Annotated in this window: 15 protein-coding genes; 8 read left to right on the top strand and 7 right to left on the bottom strand. The window is 70.9% G+C overall.

The features are described 5' to 3' along the window. Window positions 1-173 precede the first annotated feature (173 nt). The gene (locus tag ACFVHO_RS37275) at window positions 174-404 is read right to left on the bottom strand and encodes a hypothetical protein (protein WP_030357361.1); all 231 of its coding nucleotides are present in this window, start codon (window positions 402-404) and stop codon (window positions 174-176) included. Window positions 405-835: 431 nt separating this feature from the next. Between ACFVHO_RS37275 and ACFVHO_RS37270 the strand changes: the two genes are divergently transcribed. The 6 genes from ACFVHO_RS37270 (at window position 836) to ACFVHO_RS37245 (ending at window position 7915) form a co-directional block, all read left to right on the top strand. Next, a complete protein-coding gene (locus ACFVHO_RS37270) occupies window positions 836-2959 on the top strand; it encodes a type IIA DNA topoisomerase subunit B (protein ID WP_385724847.1) in 2124 nt (707 codons plus the stop codon). A 260-nt stretch (window positions 2960-3219) separates the two neighbouring features. Continuing rightward, window positions 3220-3708, top strand: coding sequence for a DUF1453 domain-containing protein (locus ACFVHO_RS37265; RefSeq protein WP_385724845.1), 489 nt, complete (start codon window positions 3220-3222; stop codon window positions 3706-3708). A 16-nt stretch (window positions 3709-3724) separates the two neighbouring features. After that, window positions 3725-4924 (top strand): sensor histidine kinase, encoded by a 1200-nt coding sequence (locus ACFVHO_RS37260; protein WP_385724882.1) that lies wholly within the window; start codon window positions 3725-3727, stop codon window positions 4922-4924. Window positions 4925-5100: 176 nt separating this feature from the next. Next, the gene (locus ACFVHO_RS37255; RefSeq protein ID WP_385724880.1) at window positions 5101-5712 is read left to right on the top strand and encodes a response regulator; all 612 of its coding nucleotides are present in this window, start codon (window positions 5101-5103) and stop codon (window positions 5710-5712) included. A 113-nt stretch (window positions 5713-5825) separates the two neighbouring features. Next, window positions 5826-6326, top strand: coding sequence for a DUF485 domain-containing protein (locus tag ACFVHO_RS37250; protein WP_385724843.1), 501 nt, complete (start codon window positions 5826-5828; stop codon window positions 6324-6326). Beyond that, a complete protein-coding gene (locus ACFVHO_RS37245; RefSeq protein ID WP_385724842.1) occupies window positions 6323-7915 on the top strand; it encodes a cation acetate symporter in 1593 nt (530 codons plus the stop codon). Before ACFVHO_RS37250 ends, ACFVHO_RS37245 begins: the two co-directional genes overlap by 4 nt. A 4-nt stretch (window positions 7916-7919) precedes the next feature. Here the strand turns inward: ACFVHO_RS37245 and ACFVHO_RS37240 are convergent, their stop codons facing one another. The 4 genes from ACFVHO_RS37240 to ACFVHO_RS37225 form a co-directional block, all read right to left on the bottom strand. Then, entirely contained in the window at window positions 7920-8597 is a 678-nt protein-coding gene (locus tag ACFVHO_RS37240; protein WP_385724840.1) for a response regulator, read from the bottom strand. Further along, window positions 8594-10264, bottom strand: coding sequence for an ATP-binding protein (locus tag ACFVHO_RS37235; protein WP_385724838.1), 1671 nt, complete (start codon window positions 10262-10264; stop codon window positions 8594-8596). The genes ACFVHO_RS37240 and ACFVHO_RS37235 overlap by 4 nt, the downstream gene beginning before the upstream one ends. Before the next feature lie 228 nt (window positions 10265-10492). Next, window positions 10493-11398 carry a sucrase ferredoxin gene (locus ACFVHO_RS37230; protein ID WP_385724836.1) on the bottom strand — a complete coding sequence of 302 codons (906 nt, stop codon included), beginning with the start codon at window positions 11396-11398 and terminating at the stop codon, window positions 10493-10495. Between the two features lie 36 nt (window positions 11399-11434). Next, a complete protein-coding gene (locus ACFVHO_RS37225; protein WP_385724835.1) occupies window positions 11435-12799 on the bottom strand; it encodes a citrate synthase in 1365 nt (454 codons plus the stop codon). A 120-nt stretch (window positions 12800-12919) separates the two neighbouring features. Between ACFVHO_RS37225 and ACFVHO_RS37220 the strand changes: the two genes are divergently transcribed. Next, window positions 12920-14107, top strand: coding sequence for a citrate synthase/methylcitrate synthase (locus tag ACFVHO_RS37220; protein ID WP_385724833.1), 1188 nt, complete (start codon window positions 12920-12922; stop codon window positions 14105-14107). Window positions 14108-14359: 252 nt separating this feature from the next. Here the strand turns inward: ACFVHO_RS37220 and ACFVHO_RS37215 are convergent, their stop codons facing one another. Beyond that, entirely contained in the window at window positions 14360-14596 is a 237-nt protein-coding gene (locus tag ACFVHO_RS37215; RefSeq protein ID WP_385724831.1) for a hypothetical protein, read from the bottom strand. Window positions 14597-14827: 231 nt separating this feature from the next. Beyond that, window positions 14828-15376, bottom strand: coding sequence for a DUF6082 family protein (locus ACFVHO_RS37210; RefSeq protein ID WP_385724829.1), 549 nt, complete (start codon window positions 15374-15376; stop codon window positions 14828-14830). Between the two features lie 347 nt (window positions 15377-15723). Here ACFVHO_RS37210 and ACFVHO_RS37205 point away from each other — a divergent pair, with 347 nt between their 5' ends. After that, window positions 15724-16923 (top strand): CobW family GTP-binding protein, encoded by a 1200-nt coding sequence (locus ACFVHO_RS37205; RefSeq protein ID WP_385724828.1) that lies wholly within the window; start codon window positions 15724-15726, stop codon window positions 16921-16923. Window positions 16924-17074: the final 151 nt, after the last annotated feature.

The raw sequence follows: 17074 nt of genomic DNA, 5'->3' as shown, positions 1-17074 counted from the left end.
GTGTGGGGGGGGGGGGTGTGGGGGGGGGGGGGGGGGGGGGGGGTGGGGGGGGTGGGGGGGGGGGGGGGGGGGGGGGGGGGCGTGGTGGGGGGGTTGGGGGGGGCGGGCCCCCCGCCCCCCCCCCCCGGTCGCCGGTCTGGTGGTCCGGCGCTCGCTCGTCGTCGTGCGAGGCTTCAGCGTTCCTCTTCGGATGAGCTGGCCGGCACAGCGGTCAGGCGCTCCGTCTCATCCTGTATCTCGGCGGCGATCTTCTTGAGTTCCGGCTCGAACTTGCGACCGTGGTGGGCGCAGAAGAGCAGTTCACCGCCGCTCAACAGGACGACGCGCAGGTACGCCTGTGCGCCGCAGCGGTCGCAGCGGTCAGCGGCCGTCAGGGGGCTCGCGGGGGTCAGAACAGTAGTCACGTCGCCTCTTCTCTAGCTCGACGAGCTGTCGTACCAGGGTCAACATCCAACCAGGCCGAAAACGTTCCCGCTCGTGGCTTTTCCTCGAATTTTTCATTCGGGGTGGCTGTCTGCTGCCGGTTGGCGGCGAATGTGCCGTATTGCTGTCGTACGGTTTCGCGCTGTCTGTCAGGTCAGGTCCTCGCCGGCTGGCTTGCCGGTTGTTCATGAGGACGTGCCCGGAGCCTAAATGGTTCATGCCTGGAAGGGAACGTGATGTGTGCTTCACTCCATCGAGCGATCGAACACGCGTGCGCTTCTGGACTAGTCTGGGCCGAGTCGAGGGTGGCGTGACAACGGCTCTACCAGGCCTCGGTACCCTCTGACGGGCAGTAGAAGCCGAGCCCTTACCCCAAAGGGCCTCCCTTGAAATTCAGCGAGGAGCGAACCGCGTGACCGCCGAGACGTCCGTGCCGTCCACAGCGTTGCTGACCGGAGCAGACCGGGACGGTTCCAACTACACCGCGCGGCACCTTCTCGTCCTGGAGGGGCTCGAAGCCGTCCGCAAGCGTCCGGGCATGTACATCGGGTCGACGGACAGCCGCGGTCTGATGCACTGCCTCTGGGAGATCATCGACAACTCCGTCGACGAGGCCCTGGGCGGGTACTGCGACCACATCGAGGTCATCCTCCACGACGACGCCTCCGTAGAGGTCCGGGACAACGGCCGAGGCATCCCGGTCGACGTCGAGCCCAAGACCGGGCTCTCCGGAGTCGAGGTCGTCATGACCAAGCTGCACGCGGGTGGCAAGTTCGGCGGCGGCTCGTACGCGGCCTCCGGCGGCCTGCACGGCGTGGGCGCCTCCGTGGTGAACGCCCTGTCGGCCCGCCTCGACGTCGAGGTGGACCGCGCCGGACACACGCACGCCATCAGCTTCCGGCGCGGTGTCCCCGGGGCCTTCGCCAAGCCCGGCGCGGACGCGGCCTTCGACCCGGCGGCACGGCTGAGCAAGGTCAAGAAGATCCCCAAGGCCCGCACCGGCACGCGCGTGCGCTACTGGGCCGACCGCCAGATCTTCCTCAAGGACGCCAGGCTCAGCCTGGAGAACCTGCATCAGCGCGCCCGCCAGACCGCCTTCCTGGTGCCCGGACTGACCATCGTCGTGCGGGACGAGTTCGGCCTCGGTGAGGGCGGCACGAAGGGCGAGGAATCCTTCCGCTTCGACGGCGGAATCAGCGAGTTCTGCGAGTACCTGGCACAGGACAAGGCCGTCTGCGACGTCCTCCGCTTCTCCGGCCAGGGCACCTTCAAGGAGACCGTGCCCGTCCTCGACGACCATGGCCAGATGACGCCGACCGAGGTCACGCGGGAGCTCGGCGTGGACGTCGCGCTGCGCTGGGGCACCGGCTACGACACGACGGTCAGGTCCTTCGTCAACATCATCGCCACCCCCAAGGGCGGCACGCATGTGACCGGCTTCGAGCGGTCGCTCACGAAGACGATGAACGAGGCGCTGCGCGCGCAGAAGCTACTGCGCGTCGCCGAGGACGACATCGTCAAGGACGACGCCCTGGAAGGCCTCACCGCCGTCGTCACCGTGCGCCTCGCGGAGCCGCAGTTCGAGGGCCAGACGAAGGAAGTCCTCGGTACCTCGGCCGCCAACCGCATCGTCGCCAACGTCATCGCCAAGGAGCTCAAGGCGTTCCTGACCTCCACCAAGCGTGACGCCAAGGCGCAGGCGCGCTCCGTCATGGAGAAGGCCGTCGCCGCCGCACGCACACGCATCGCGGCCCGCCAGCACAAGGACGCCCAGCGTCGGAAGACCGCCCTGGAGTCCTCCTCGCTGCCCGCGAAGCTCGCCGACTGCCGCAGCGACGACGTCGACCGCAGCGAGCTGTTCATCGTCGAGGGGGACTCCGCCCTCGGCACCGCCAAGCTCGCCCGGAACTCCGAGTTCCAGGCCCTGCTGCCCATCCGCGGCAAGATCCTCAACGTCCAGAAGGCCTCGGTCTCGGACATGCTCAAGAACGCCGAGTGCGGCGCGATCATCCAGGTCATAGGAGCCGGGTCCGGCCGGACCTTCGACATCGACGCGGCGCGCTACGGCAAGATCATCCTGCTGGTCGACGCCGATGTCGACGGCGCGCACATCCGCATCCTGCTGCTGACCCTGTTCCAGCGCTACATGCGGCCCATGGTCGAGGCGGGCCGCGTGTTCGCCGCCGTGCCGCCGCTGCACCGGATCGAGCTGGTCCAGCCCAAGAAGGGCCAGGACAAGTACGTCTACACGTACTCGGACCGCGAGCTGCGCGACACCCTGCTGGAGTTCGAGCGCAAGGGCGTGCGGTACAAGGACTCCATCCAGCGCTACAAGGGCCTGGGCGAGATGGACGCCGACCAGCTGGCCGAGACGACCATGGACCCGCGCTTTCGCACCCTGCGCCGGATCAACATCTCCGACCTCGAGTCGGCGGAGCAGGTCTTCGACCTGCTCATGGGCAATGAGGTCGCGCCGCGCAAGGAGTTCATCACGAGCTCGGCGGCGACCCTGGACCGGTCGCGCATCGACGCGTGAGGTCCGTGCGGGCGTGTGCTTGAACGTGTGAGTGCCCCGTGTGCGCCGGGTGCGCCCTTATAGGGCGCCCGGGGCACACGGGGCGCCCGCGTTTGCAGGGCTGCAGGGCTTCGTGACGGGCGTCTCCACCCATGGGTGGAGACGTCGGGTCCACCCATGATCCACCCGCGCTCCGATCCTCTGACCAGGCTGATTCCGTAGCGTCGAAGGCGTACTTCTTCATCCGTCTTCTTCGTCCGCGCATGCCATCGGAGGCCGTTATGCCCGGGTTCGCCAACGCGCTGCTGATCCTTGCCGCAGTCGCTCTCGTCGTCGTACGCCAGACCCAGCCGCAGCGCATGACGGGCTCCAAGCGCTGGTGGCTGCTGCCCGTGGTGCTCGGCTACGTCGGCCTCACGGGATCCGGTGTCGTCGACACGCAGCACGAGACGGCCTCCGTCGTGCTGCTCGGCGGTGAGATCGTCGTGGGGCTGCTGATGGGTGTCGCCTGGGCCTGGACAAGCCGCGTCTGGGCCGAGCAGGACGGGTCCGTATGGACTCGCGGCACCAAGTCCACAGCGATCGTCTGGGTCGTCGGCATAGCCGCCCGGCTCGGGCTCATGGGGATAGGCCTCCTCATCGGCATCCACCAGGGCTCCGGTGCGCTCCTGGTCGCCCTGGCCGCGTCGCTGCTGGTGCGCGCGGGCATCCTGGAACTGCGAGCCCAGGCCCTGCGCCCGGCGCGAGCCCTGGCCGACGGCGTACGGTGACAAAATGCCCACACTGATGGGGACAGACCCCGCCGGCCACGGGGCTCCCCGCGAGGACGGGGGAACCGGCACGCTCGACACCTGGACGCGCTGGCCGTCACGCGAGGCCCTGTCCAGCGAGAGGGTGACGCGTCCGCGGCGGCTGCTCAGCTGGCTCGTGCGCGCGGTGTTCATCAGCCTGCTGCTGTGGAGCACCCTGTTCCGGGGAGGGGTCCCGGGCTGGGGGATCGCGCTGGGGCTGGTCGCCATCGTCGTCTGCGGGGCATCCCTCGTGGTGTTCTTCCGCGCCACGCTGGAGCAGCGGCTGTGGCTGTCGCTGGGGTCGATCGTTGTCGTCCTGGCGGTGGGCTCCGCGGCCCACGCGACCGGCTTCGACCTTCCGGCGACCGTGCTGTGGTGCGCCGCCGCCATCATGTCGATGGAGCGGTTGCCCCTGGGAGCGGCCGTGATCACCGCAGGGACGGCACTTGGGTCGTTCGCCCTGGTGAACGAGGACCCCTGGCCCACGACGGCGGCCGTCACCGCGGGGCTCGCCCTCGCCGGGTACGTGCTGCGGCTGGACGCGGAAGCCCGGGGCAACGCCCAGCAGTTGCTGGCCCAGGAGCGCGCGGCACGGGCTGCCGAGGCCGAGTCGGCGGCGTTGGCCGAGCGGGGGCGCATCGCCAGGGAGATCCACGACGTGCTGGCGCACAGCCTGTCCGCGCAGCTCGTCCACCTGGAGGCGGCCCGGCTGTTGATCGAGGGGGACGGCGACCGGCAGCAGATCCTCGGACGCGTGGTGGCCGCCCGTTCCATGGCCTCCGAAGGACTGGCCGAGACCCGTCAGGCACTGTCCGCGCTGCGTGGTGAGATGACGCCGGTGGAGGACTTCCTGCGGGAACTGGTGGTGTCGGACGGGGCGTCGGTGGCGGTCGCCGGGGAGCGGCGGGCCCTGACGGCGGAGGCGTCCCAGGCGGTGCGCCGAGTGGCTCAGGAGGCGTTGACGAACGTGCGCAAGCACGCGCGGGGGGCCAAGGTGACGGTCCTCCTGGAGTACGGGGAGGGGGAGGTGACGCTGGACGTGCGGGACTCGGGCGGTTCGTCGGGCGAACTCGCGGCTTCGGGAGCCGGGTACGGTCTGCTGGGGATGCGGGAGCGCGCCGAGTTGCTGGGCGGCTCGCTGGAGGCAGGGCCGGAACAGGAAGGCTTCGCGGTGCGGTTGAAGGTGCCAGGATGACGAGGGACGAGGGGTCCCACGAGGCTGGTGCTGGTGCTGGTGTCGCGGGTCGACGGGGTACGGGCAGCAGCGGTGAGGGTGCGGTTCCGCAGGGCGCCGGCCCAGGTGGTGGGGGCAGGCCGCCCGCGCGGGTGGTCGTCGTCGACGATCAGACCGTGGTGCGCGAGGGGATCGTGATGCTGCTGGGGCTGCTGCCGGGCATCGAGGTCGTCGGGTCCGGGGGCGATGGCGAGGAGGCGGTGCGGCTCGTCGCGGAGCTCTCGCCGGACGTGGTCCTGATGGACCTGCGGATGCCGCGCTGCGACGGGGCGGAGGCCACGCGGCGGATCCGGTCGCAGTATCCGGGCACGCAGGTCGTGGTGCTCACGACGTACGCCGACGACGAGTCGCTATTCCCGGCGCTGAAGGCCGGCGCGCGGGGCTATCTCACCAAGGACGCGGGCGGTGAGGAGATCGTGCGGGCCGTCGAAGACGTGCTCTCGGGGGACGCGGGGCTCTCGCCGAAGATCCAACGGCGCCTCCTCGAGCGGCTTTCGGAGCCCGCGGAGGCCTCGCGCCCGGTGGAGCCGCCCGACGGACTGACCCTGCGGGAAACGGAAGTGATCGCGCTGATCGCGGAAGGGATGACGAATCAGGAGATCGCGCGGGCGCTGCATGTCTCCACCGCCACCGTGAAGACCCACATCAACAACCTCTTCGCCAAGGCGGGCCTCAAGGACCGTGCGCAGGCGGTGCGTTACGCCTACCGGCACGGTCTCGCGCAGCCGCCGGGCAGAACACGGGCGTGAGGGGCTTCCGTCACCTGATGGGGTGAAGAGCAGGGAGAGAAGAGTCACGGATCTTCCCGATCTGCCCATCCTTGGGCACGCGGCCGGATCAGGCCGCGGACAAGGAGAGTTCGGTGGAGAAGCACGACGGCCGCGACGCCGGGCGGGTCCGGCCCGGCGATCTGAAGGATCCGTGGTACGACGAGCTGGCCTCCGGATGGGGCGAGCTGGACGGGACCGGCGCACCCGCGGCGGCCGCCGTACCGGCGCCGACCGCCGCGCCGGAGCGAAGTGCCGCCGACATCTACCTGGAGGTGCAGGCGAGCGCGGCCTTCCAGGAGGTCCGCCGTCGGTACCGAAGGTTCGTGATCCCCGCCGTGGCGGCCTTCTTCACCTGGTACGTGGCGTACGTCGTGACCGCGACGGCGGCGCCGGGGCTGATGGCGCGCCCGGTCAGCGGAGCGGTGAACGTCGCGATGGTCGCGGGCCTCGCCCAGTTCGCCACAACGTTCCTGCTGACGTGGGCGTACGCACGGCATGCGCGGTTGCGGCGGGACAAAGCGGCGCTGGATCTGCGGTGGGCCGTTTTCGAGCAGAAGCGGGAGCAGGAACTGCGCCAGGGGGCCGAGCGGTGACGGGGGATCACCAGACGCTGGCGTTGGTCCTGTTCGGGGCGTTCGTGGCGGTCACGCTGGGGATCACGACGTATGTGAGCCGCAACCGGCACGGCTCCGCGGAGGAGTTCTACGCGGGCGGTCGGTTGTTCTCGCCCATGGAGAATGGTTTTGCCATCGCGGGCGACTACATGTCGGCGGCCTCGTTCCTCGGTATCTCCGGTCTGATCGCGCTCTACGGCTACGACGGGCTGCTCTACTCGGTGGGCTTCCTGGTGGCCTGGCTCGTCGTGCTGTTCCTGGTGGCCGAACTGGTGCGGAACTGCGGGCGGTTCACGCTCGCCGACGTGGTGGCGGCGCGGATGCGGGAGCGGCCGGTGCGGATCGCCGCGGGAACTTCCTCGGTGACCGTGTCCGTTCTCTATCTGGTGGCGCAGATGGTGGGGGCGGGCTCACTGGTCGCGTTGCTGCTGGGCGGGACGAGCGAGGCGGCGCAGACCTGGACGGTGATCGGCGTCGGCGCGCTGATGGTCATCTATGTGTCGATGGGAGGGATGCGGGCCACCACATGGATCCAGATCGTCAAGGCGGTCCTGCTGATGGCCGGGGCGATCGCGCTGACCGTGCTCGTACTGATGCGTTTCCACGGCGACTTCGACCAACTGCTGCGGACGGCCGCCGACCGCAGTGGGCACGGCGGGCAGTTCCTGGCGCCCGGGCTGAAGTACGGCGGGGACTGGACCTCGCGGTTCGACTTCATCAGCCTCGGCCTCGCGCTGGTGCTCGGCACCGCCGGGCTGCCGCACATCCTGTCGCGCTTCTACACCGTGCCGACCGCACGGGCCGCCCGACGTTCGGTCGTCTGGTCCATCGGCCTCATCGGCAGCTTCTACCTGATGACGATCGTGCTCGGGTTCGGTGCGGCGGCGATCGTCGGCACCGACGCGGTGCGCGGTTCCAACGCGGCGGGCAATACGGCCGTTCCGCTGCTCGCGCTCGATCTGGGTGGCGGTGCGGATTCCACAGGCGGAACGGTTCTTTTTGCGGTCGTGGCAGCCGTCGCGTTCGCCACGATCCTCGCCGTCGTCGCCGGAATCACGCTCGCCTCCTCCGCGTCCGTGGCCCACGACCTGTACGCCTCGCTGCGGCGCAAGAACGCCAAGCCGCGCAGCGAGGTCGCGGTGGCGCGGGTCGCGGCGGTGGGGATCGGCGCGGTCGCGATCGGACTCGGCCTGGTCGCCCGAGATCTCAACGTCGCCTTCCTCGTCGGCCTGGCCTTCGCGGTCGCGGCGTCCGCGAACCTTCCGGTGCTGCTCTACTCGCTGTTCTGGCGGCAGTTCACCACGCGCGGCGCCGTCTGGTCCGTCTACGGCGGACTGCTGCCCGCGCTGGTGCTCGTGGCGCTGTCGCCCGTGGTCTCCGGAAGCCCGACATCCCTCTTCCCCGGTGTGGACTTCCAGTACTTCCCGCTGGAGAACCCCGGCATCGTGTCGATTCCGCTCGGCTTCCTCGCGGGATGGTTCGGCACGGTCACCTCGTCGGACCCGGCGGACGAGGCCAAGCACGCGGAGACGGAAGTGCGGTCGCTGACGGGAGCGGGCGCCGCGTAGCGGGTCAGGAGGAGGACGACCACGCATAGCGGTGTTCGGGGCGGCCCGTGTCGCCGTACTTCAGGCTCAGCCGCACACGGCCCGTGCGCTCCAGGAGCTTCAGATAGCGCTGTGCGGTCTGCCGGCTCAACCCCGTGCGCTCCGCGAGGTCCTGGGCGGAGATCGGCCCCTCAGCCGCCATCAGGGCCCTGCGGACCAGCTCCGCGGTCGTAGGGGAGTGACCCTTGGGCAGCTCCGGGACCGGTGTGGCCGAGAGGGCACCGAAAATGCGGTCGACCTCGGCCTGCTCCGCCTCGCCGCCGGCTTCGAGGGTGCGGCGCAGCGTCGCGTACGCGTCGAGCTTGGCGCGAAGTCCCGCGTACGAGAAGGGTTTGACCAGGTACTGCAGCGCGCCGTGACGCATCGCGGCCTGCACCGTGGCGATGTCACGGGCCGCCGTCACCATGATCACGTCGGTCTGATGACCGCGCTCACGCAGCGAGCGGACCACCGCCAGGCCCGTCTCGTCCGGCAGATAGTGGTCGAGCAGCACCAGATCCACCGGCAGCTCCTCGACGAGACGCAACGCCTCGGTGGCGCTGTGCGCGCGCCCGGCCACCCGGAAACCCGGAACCTTCTCCACGTAGGCCGCATTGACGTGCGCCACGCGCACGTCGTCGTCCACGACCAGAACCTCGATCATCGTGCCTCCTCCGTGACCACCGGCCGCGGTTCCGCGAGCCCCTCGGGCAGTACGACCGTGAACTCGGCGCCACCACCGGGCGCCGCACCGACCGCCGCACTCCCGCCCTGCCGCTCGGCGAGCCTGCGCACCAGGGCCAGCCCGATACCGCGCTTCCCGTGCGCAGGCGGCTCCTTGGTGCTCCAGCCCTCCATGAACACCGACTCACGCTGCTCCGCCGGCACACCGGGACCCGAGTCGCGTACCCGAAGCACCACCGTGCGCCCCTCCGGTCCCTCGGTGCGCAACGCGACCTCCACGCGCGCGTGCCCGATGCCCCCGCCCCCGGGCCGCAGGGTCGCCGCGGCGTCCAGCGCGTTGTCGACGAGGTTGCCGACGATCGTGACGAGACCACCGGGGTCGACGAGCCGGTCCGGCAGGGCGGTGTCCCCCGAGACGGCGAGCGCCACGCCACGCTCAGCGGCGACGGTCGCCTTGCCGACCAGGAGGGCCGACAGGAGCGGGTCGTGGATCTTCTCGGTGATCTGCTCGGCGGTCACCCGGTGCGCGCCCGCCACCTCGCCCACGAACTCCGCGGCCTCCTCGTACATCTCCAGTTCGAGCAGGCCGAGCAGCGTGTGCATGCGGTTGGCGTGCTCGTGGTCCTGGGCGCGCAGGGCGTCGATGAGGCCACGCGTGGAGTCGAGTTCCCGGCCGAGCTGTTCCAGCTCGGTGCGGTCGCGGAGGGTCGCGACGGCGCCGCCGTCATCTGTGGGCATGCGGTTGGCGACCAGGACCCGCTGGCCGCGTACCGTCAGCAGGTCGGTGCCGGTGACGTGGCCCGACAGGACATCGGCGGTGCGGCCCTCACCGAGTGCTGCCTCCAGGGACGCCCCGATCGCCTCCGTACCGAGCCCCAGGAGCCGCTGCGCCTCGTCGTTGAGCAGCCGGATCCTGCCGCCGCGGTCCAGGGCGACGACCCCCTCACGGATGCCGTGCAGCATCGCCTCACGCTCCGCGAGCAACGCCGAGATGTCGGAGAACGCGAGGTCACGCGTCTGACGGTGCACCCTGCGCGAGATCAGATAGGCGGCGAGCGCACCGACGGCCAGCGCCCCGCCCGCGTACGCGAACAGGCTCGGGATCGTATGGATCAGCCGGGCGCGCACACTGTCGTACTCGATGCCTACGGAGACAGCGCCCACGATCGTGCCGCTCGCGTTCCGCAAGGGCACCTTCCCGCGCGCGGAGCGGCCGAGCGTGCCGTTGTCGATCTCCATGACGTCGCGGCCCGCGAGCGCGTCGCTGGGGTCCGTCGAGACGACCCTGCCCACCTCGTCACGGTCCGTGTGCGACCAGCGCACACCCTCCTTGTTCATGATCACGACGTACTCGGCGCCGCTGGCCTTGCGGATCCGCTCCGCCGCGGCCTGCACAGGACCGTCGGCCGCGGGACGCGAGGAGACCAGGTCCTGGGCGATCCGGGGCTGCGCCGCCGTCGTCTGCGCGATGGCGAGGGCCCGGCGCATCGCCTGGTCGTCCAGCTGGTCGCTGAGCGGCGCGAGGAAGAGCCCGGTGGCGAGCACGGCCACCCCGGCGGCGATCGCCAGCTGCATCAGCAGCACCTGCGAGAAGACGCGCCGCGGCAGGCCGAGGCGCAGACGTCGGGCAGGGGGAGTCGGGCTCATGTGTACGAACGGTACGGCGAGGGGCGGCCTGCTCCGAAGGGAGTGTGGCGTGGATCTCCCGGGAGCCCGTCGGCCGACAGGCCTGCGTGATCTTTCGGGAGCGGTGCTGTCCGGTCGGCTTTACGCGACCACCAGGAGGGTGCTGTCCGGGCGGTTTCACGCGGTCACCAGGAGCCCGCTGTCCGGGCGGCTTCACGGGACCACCAGAGCCTGCTGTCCGGAGCGGCCCTACGCGATCTCCCGCACCGCCACCACGTCCATCCGCGCGGGCGACCCCAGCGCCGCCCCGCAGCTCTCCGGACGCGGCGGCAATGAGGCGCCCTGCGCGACGGTGACCTGCCAGCGCCGTCCGCCGGTGTGGGCGACCGTGACCTCCCAGCGCGGAGCGCAGCCTGTCGTGCCCACGACGCTGAGCGCTCCGAGCGCGTCCTCCCGCGCGGCCGTGCGCACCGCCAGCTCGGCGGCCTGTCCGGGGCGTTCCCAGGCGGAGTTGCCCCGGCACCCTTCGGTGACGACGCGGTCCTCACGCACCGCCTGCAGGATCTCCTTGACGGCGTGCGCCCCGGTCCTGCCGTACGCGTAGCCGTGCGGCAGGACGAGGAGCGTGGGGGAGAAACGATGACCACCCAGATGAGTGATCTCCCAGATGCCTTCTTCACCGGAGGCGGTCAGCTCACCGGCCAGCGGCCTGCCGAGCAGGGCGCAGCAGCGGTCGCGCTTGCCGTTCGTGCACACGAGCGCCAGCGGCTCGCCCGTGTGCGGAGTGCCGAAGCCTCCGTGGTCGCCCGCGCCGAGCGCCGTGAAGTCCAGGTCAAGCAACTGCCGTGGTTCGTCCACCACATGGGAGCGCAGCCAGGCGTTGCCCGGGACGGTATGGGCGACGTAGACGCGGTGCCGCGCGGGTGTGTGGCAGTCGGCGTGACGTCCCGGGCGCCGGATGAGGGCGACCCGCACGCCGGTCGACTCGGCCGCCCGCTCCAGGGCGCGGCCCACGTCCGGATCGAGGTGGCTCGACGTGAGCGCCTTGGCGCCCCAGGGGCCGGGCTGTTCCAGGAGCAACCAGGTCCTGGCGGTGGCCGCGGTGCCCGCCAGAGGTTCGTCCAGATCCCGCGAGGCGGTCGCGCACGTACTCACGGAGGTGAGCCTAACCCGGGCCCGGACCAGCCGGTTTCACCTGCTGGGCGAGCCGGGCGCGTCGGTCGTGCCGGGTACCTCGGGCGTGTCGGGCACCTCTGACGCGTCGCGAACCTCGGACGCGTCGGACAGGCCGTGCGCCTCCGGCAGCGGCTGGGGCGGCCGCGTCCCGACGTACTGCCCCACGGGACGCATCCGCATCGGCCGCTCCCCGTACTCCTCCAGGGCGTGCGCGATCCACCCGGCCGTGCGTGCCACGGCGAAGACGGTCTCGCCCGCCTCCGCGGCCATGCCGGACGACGCCGTGAGGACGGCGAGCGCGAGGTCGACATTGGCGTGCAGGTCGGTGTGGCGGGCCGTGGTGGCCACTACGTCTCGGGCCGCGGCCAGCGCCGGGCCGGCCTTCGGCATCCTCTCCAGGAGGCCGAACAGTGCCTGCGCGCGGGGGTCCTCGCCCTGGTAGACGCGGTGGCCGAGGCCGGGGACCCGGCGGCCCGCGCGCAGTTCGTTGGCGACGACGGGTGCCGCCGTGCCGCGGTCGAGGACCTCCAGGAGCATGCGGTGGGCGAGGCCGCTGGCCGCGCCGTGCAGGGGGCCCTCCAGGACGCCGAGCCCCGCCGACACGGCCGCGTACGGGTGGGCGCGTGCCGATGCCGCGACGCGGACCGCCAGCGTGGACGCCGCCAGGTCGTGGTCGACGAGCAGCGCGAGCGCGGTGTCCAGGGCGCGCAGGGAGGCGTCGTCGGGCTCGCGGCCGCTGAGCCGTGCCCACAGGCGCCCGGCGAGCGGGCCGCCGTCCCGATGGCCGGGCAGGCGGGGCGGGAGCGCCGTCACGAGCGTCGGGATCAGGGTGCGGGCCGTGCCGATGACGGCTTCTTCGGAGAGGTCGAAGCGGAGCGGGTCGGATGCTCCCGCGGCGATGGCCGCCACGCGCAGGCGGTCCGTGGGTCCGCAGTGCTCCGGGAGCGCGCGCACGGCCAGACGTGCCGATCCGGACGGCTCCGGGGGCGCCGTGAAATGGATGCCCGGCCGCAGCACGCCGGTCCACAGCCACTCCGCGACCTCTTCGTAGGAGTGGCGCAGGGCCAGCGCGGCCGCGTCCACGCCCCGGAAGTAGTAGCGGTCCTTCTCGATCAGCGTGATGCGGGTGCGGACGGAGAGTTCGTTGGCCCCGGAGGCCGCGGCGGGCTCGCGCCTGTTCCTGAGGGCCAGCGCCTGGACCTCCTTGGGGTCGAAGGTGCTGCCCCGCGAGCCGGGGCCGCGGCGGCTGCTGAGCTGGCCGCGGCTCACGTACGCGTACACGGTCTCCGGCTTCACGCCGAGGAGTTCCGCGGCTTCCTTGGTGCTGAGGCGGCGGTCTGCGCGCGCGAACGCGCTGTGACCCGCTTCTTGATCCGTCATGGGCGTCACCGTATCCGTGTCCCGATAGCCGCATCGTCATATTGATTCAATCAATATTGACATAGCTTCAGTCAAGCATGGACAGTCGAATCAAGTCCAGGGAGGAAGTCGAGGAACAACATGCCGATCAATGGCTCCGCCGCCGCCCCCACCGCTCCCGTCGAGGTCCCACGCGGCCTCGCGGGCGTCGTCGTCACCGAGACCCAACTCGGTGACGTCCGGGGGCGCGAGGGCTTCTACCACTACCGCCAGTACTCCGCCGTGGAGCTCGCGCAGACCCGCAGCTTCGAGGACGTCTGGCACCTGATGTTCCACGGCTCGCTGCCGGACGCCGCGCAGCGGGCCGCCTTCGCCCAGCAGACCGCCACGCTGCGGCACCTCCCCGATGAGGTGCGGGCGGCCCTGCCCGGCATCGCCCGGGCCAGCGCCCTTTCCGGGCCGCTCGCCGGGCTGCGCTCGGCCCTCTCGCTCTTCGGGGCCGCCAAGGGCTTCCGCCCGGTGTACGACATCGACGGCGACGGGCGGCGCGCCGACGCGCTCGCCGCGTCCGCCGTCGTGCCGACGCTGCTCACCGCGCTGTACCGGCTCGGCCAAGGCCTCGACCCGGTCGAGCCGCGCGACGACCTCGCGTACGCCGCCAACTACCTCTACATGCTCACGGGTTCACAGCCGGACGCCGACCGGGCCCGTGCGGTCGAGCAGTACTTGATCTCCACGATTGACCATGGATTCAACGCGTCCACGTTCACGGGCCGGGTCATCGCCTCGACCGGTGCGGATGTGGCCGCCTGCCTCGTGGGTGCCGTCGGCGCGCTGTCGGGGCCCCTGCACGGTGGCGCCCCGAGCCGGGCCCTGGACACGCTCGACGCCATCGGCACCCCCGACCGCATCGACCCGTGGATCCGTGAACGGGTTCTCGCGGGCGAGCGCATCATGGGCTTCGGGCACCCGGTGTACCGCACCGAGGACCCGCGTTCCCGGATGCTCCGCGGCATCGCGCAAGGGTTCGGCGGGGAGCTGGTCGCGTTCGCGGTCGAGGTGGAGCGGCAGGTCGAGGCGATCCTCGCGGAGCTCAAGCCGGGCCGCGAACTCCACACGAACGTGGAGTTCTACGCGGGCGTGGTCATGGAGCTGTGCGGGCTGCCGCGCGAGATGTTCACGCCGACGTTCGCGTCGGCACGTGTGGTCGGGTGGAGCGCCAACATCCTGGAACAGGCGGAGGACTCGAAGATCATTCGGCCTGCGGCGCGGTACGCGGGGCCGGTCCCGCCGGTTCCGGTGCCCGCGCCGGAGGGGGTGGGTGCCTGAGGCGGCCCCGGTGTGAGGTGGCCTGAGGGGGGAGCCTGAGGCGGCCTGGGGGAGGTGACCTCGGGCGGCCGATGGCAGGAGCCGGAAACGGCTGTGAGGCCCGGTGCCGGTCTGGCGCCGGGCCTCACGGAACAGCAAGGTCGGTGGGGGCGAGCGGAGGAGTTCGTCATCCGGAGGCGGGCTCAACGGGGTGGCCGGAGGACCTCGACGGAGAGGGCGCGGTGAGCGCCGGTCATCACTCCACGCCGCGGATCAGCTGTTGGGGATGTCGGCCTTCGCACGGACGAGTGTCTCGCGGCTGACGATCACGATGCGCTCGTGAGCGGCGCGGGCGGCGTCAGGGGGGAGCTCGCCGTCGAGCGCCGCTGTTGCTTCCGTCCCGATGACGGCGAAGTCGCCGCTGCTGAGTTCGAAGATGTCGGGGCAGGTGTCGCCGGCGAGACTGCCACGTTCCCGTGGTGACGCACCGATGCGGCGCACGATCTTCAATTGGATCCCGGTCCTTGAGGAGTGAGCGGTCATGGGTAGGGGGCGGTAATGGAGTATCGGTCTGGAGGGTGCTGCGGATTGGGTGAGAAGAGCGGGGCTCCGACGTGGGAAGGGTCGTCGCCCCGAGGTGTGGGCATGCCGCGGCGCGCGTCATTCAGGATGCGGACGACGGGGCGGGGACAGGTTAGCCGCTCCTTACCCCACCCCGGACACGGGCTGCTCCAACCGGCCCTATTCAGGCGGGGGTTCGCCCACGACCCAGTACTCGTCGGTGTCGGCTTCGTCCAGGTCGCGGATGATGGCGTCCGTCATCCGGCCCACCCGGGCTTCGTCGGAGGAGTCCTTCAGACTGGCGCGTTGATGGCGGGTGGCGTGCCAGTACTGACGGAAGACCGAGTTGGTGCAGATCCATCGCAGGTGACCGTGGAGTTCTTCCCAGCTGACGACGCCACTGCGGTAGGCGAGCACCGCGTTCGCGTAGAGCGCGTTGGCGAACAGGAACTGGCGCCGCTGCGTGGGTGAGCCGGCTTCCGCAACGCTGTAGACCGCCGCGAGATCGGGGTCCTCGATCGCCTTCCGGAGCAGATAGAGCTGGAGTTCCTGCTGCTCGGCCATCATGGCGCGCCGCCACTCGGCGCGCTCCGCCCGGTCCGCCTGTGCGCGGAGCTCTGCGTACTTGCGCTGCTGGGCGGCCAGGAGCGCGAGGCATCCGGCCGCGAGGGCGAGTCCCGCCCCGGCCGCGGAGCAGAGCCTCCCTGTGCCGAATTTCTGTGTGGTCATGTCAACCCCCGAATCAGGCGACCGTCCGCCGGTCGTCGGGTGCGGGGCGACAGGGCGCGGACCGGCGAGCGATGGGCGGCGCTTGCCGTCTCCCAGGGTGCCCGAGCGGCTCTGATCGGCTGGGAGGCGGAGAGGAGGCGCACGGAAGGAAAGGGCGTCCACAATTCCCTGCGCCGTGCCCAATGTGTGCCCCGCGAGCGCCGCTAACAATCGTTCACCAACCGGCGCGTCTACGCGCACATATCCTGGAGCGGTCTTCAATCGTCGTACAGCTTCGTCGCCCGCGATGTGTACACGTCTTGAGCGACTTGATCCACCTTGATGAGAGTTGACGCGAGGGGCCGCACGTGCGTGAGCAGCAGATTCCGGTTGTCGTCCTCACCGGCTTTTTGGGCTCCGGAAAGACGACACTCCTGAACCATCTGCTGCACCGCAGCGGAGGCAGCCGGATCGGCGCGATCGTCAACGATTTCGGGTCCATCGAGATCGACGCGATGGCCGTCGCCGGAGCGCTCGGCGACTCCACCGTGTCGCTCGGCAACGGCTGTCTGTGCTGCGCCGTGGACGCCAGCGAACTGGATGAGTACCTGGAGCGGCTGGCCGACCCGGCCGCCCGTATCGACGTCATCGTCATCGAGGCCAGCGGGCTCGCCGAGCCGCAGGAGCTGATGCGGATGGTGCTGGCCAGCGAGAACCCGAACATCGTGTACGGCGGTCTCGTGGAGGTCGTCGACGCCGCCGAGTTCGACGCCACCAGGCAGCGGCATCCGGAGGTCGACCGGCACCTGGGCATCGCCGACCTCGTCGTCGTCAACAAGGCCGACCGGGTGAGTGACGCCGAGCGGGAGCGCGTCCTCGCCGAGGTGCACCGCCTCACCGACCGCGCGGCCGTCGTACCCGCCTCGTACGGACGCGTCGACGTGGCGCTCCTGCTCGACCGCAAGCCCGTGGGGGAGCGCGTCGGGCAGTTGTCCTTCGACGACCTGCACGACCACGGCGAACAGGCCGACCGGGCCGACGCGGAGTGGCCTGACTCCGACCGGCCCGACACAGAGGGGTCCGGCGCAGAGGGGTCCGACGCCGGCAGGCCCGGCGCCGCAGGCCACGCCGCATGCGGCTGCGACGACCCCGCCCACCACCACCTGCACGTCGGCTACGAAAGCCTCGCCTTCACCTCCGAAGCGCCCCTCAACCCGCGCCGTCTGATGGCCTTCCTCGACAGCAGGCCCGAGGGGCTGTACCGCATCAAGGGGTACGTCGACTTCGGTGCCGCCGACGCCCGCAACCGTTACGCGGTGCACTCCGTAGGGCGCTTCCTGCGCTTCTACCCCGAGCCGTGGGAGCCCGGCGAGAAGCGCCTCACCCAGCTCGTCCTCATCGGCTCCGGCATAGACGTCGCGGCCCTGGACGGGGAGCTGACGCTGTGCCGGGAGAACGACGAGGACGCCCCGCACACCGATGAGTTCGGCATGTGGGGCGTCCTGCGCTACGTACAGGAGCCGGGGGAGCCGGGAGACCAAGCTCTCGGATCCGGCCCGGAAGCCTGATCAGAGGTCAGGCCCCTGGGCCGACCCTCGGCGGCCATACCTAAGCCGGCCCCCGCCTAGGTTCTGTCCGGCGGATCATGGTCGGAGCCAGAGTCTGATTGCTGCGGTGGTGACGGTGCCGTGGAAGACGTAGGCCCTCTTGTCGTACCGG

This window comes from Streptomyces sp. NPDC127108, assembly GCF_042677545.1.
Lineage (GTDB): Bacteria > Actinomycetota > Actinomycetes > Streptomycetales > Streptomycetaceae > Streptomyces.
The sequence above is the reverse complement of the archived record's forward strand: the minus strand, read 5'-3'. Positions and strand labels throughout refer to the sequence as shown.

Excerpts from the sequence above, each read along its gene's own strand:
- ACFVHO_RS37220 (WP_385724833.1), top strand. The coding sequence starts at position 12,920 with ATGCCGATCAATGGCTCCGCCGCCGCCCCCACCGCTCCCGTCGAGGTC.
- ACFVHO_RS37225 (WP_385724835.1), bottom strand. The coding sequence starts at position 12,799 with ATGACGGATCAAGAAGCGGGTCACAGCGCGTTCGCGCGCGCAGACCGC.
- ACFVHO_RS37240 (WP_385724840.1), bottom strand. The coding sequence starts at position 8,597 with ATGATCGAGGTTCTGGTCGTGGACGACGACGTGCGCGTGGCGCACGTC.
- ACFVHO_RS37210 (WP_385724829.1), bottom strand. The coding sequence starts at position 15,376 with ATGACCACACAGAAATTCGGCACAGGGAGGCTCTGCTCCGCGGCCGGG.
- ACFVHO_RS37235 (WP_385724838.1), bottom strand. The coding sequence starts at position 10,264 with ATGAGCCCGACTCCCCCTGCCCGACGTCTGCGCCTCGGCCTGCCGCGG.
- ACFVHO_RS37255 (WP_385724880.1), top strand. The coding sequence starts at position 5,101 with ATGCTGCTGGGGCTGCTGCCGGGCATCGAGGTCGTCGGGTCCGGGGGC.
- ACFVHO_RS37265 (WP_385724845.1), top strand. The coding sequence starts at position 3,220 with ATGCCCGGGTTCGCCAACGCGCTGCTGATCCTTGCCGCAGTCGCTCTC.
- ACFVHO_RS37260 (WP_385724882.1), top strand. The coding sequence starts at position 3,725 with ATGGGGACAGACCCCGCCGGCCACGGGGCTCCCCGCGAGGACGGGGGA.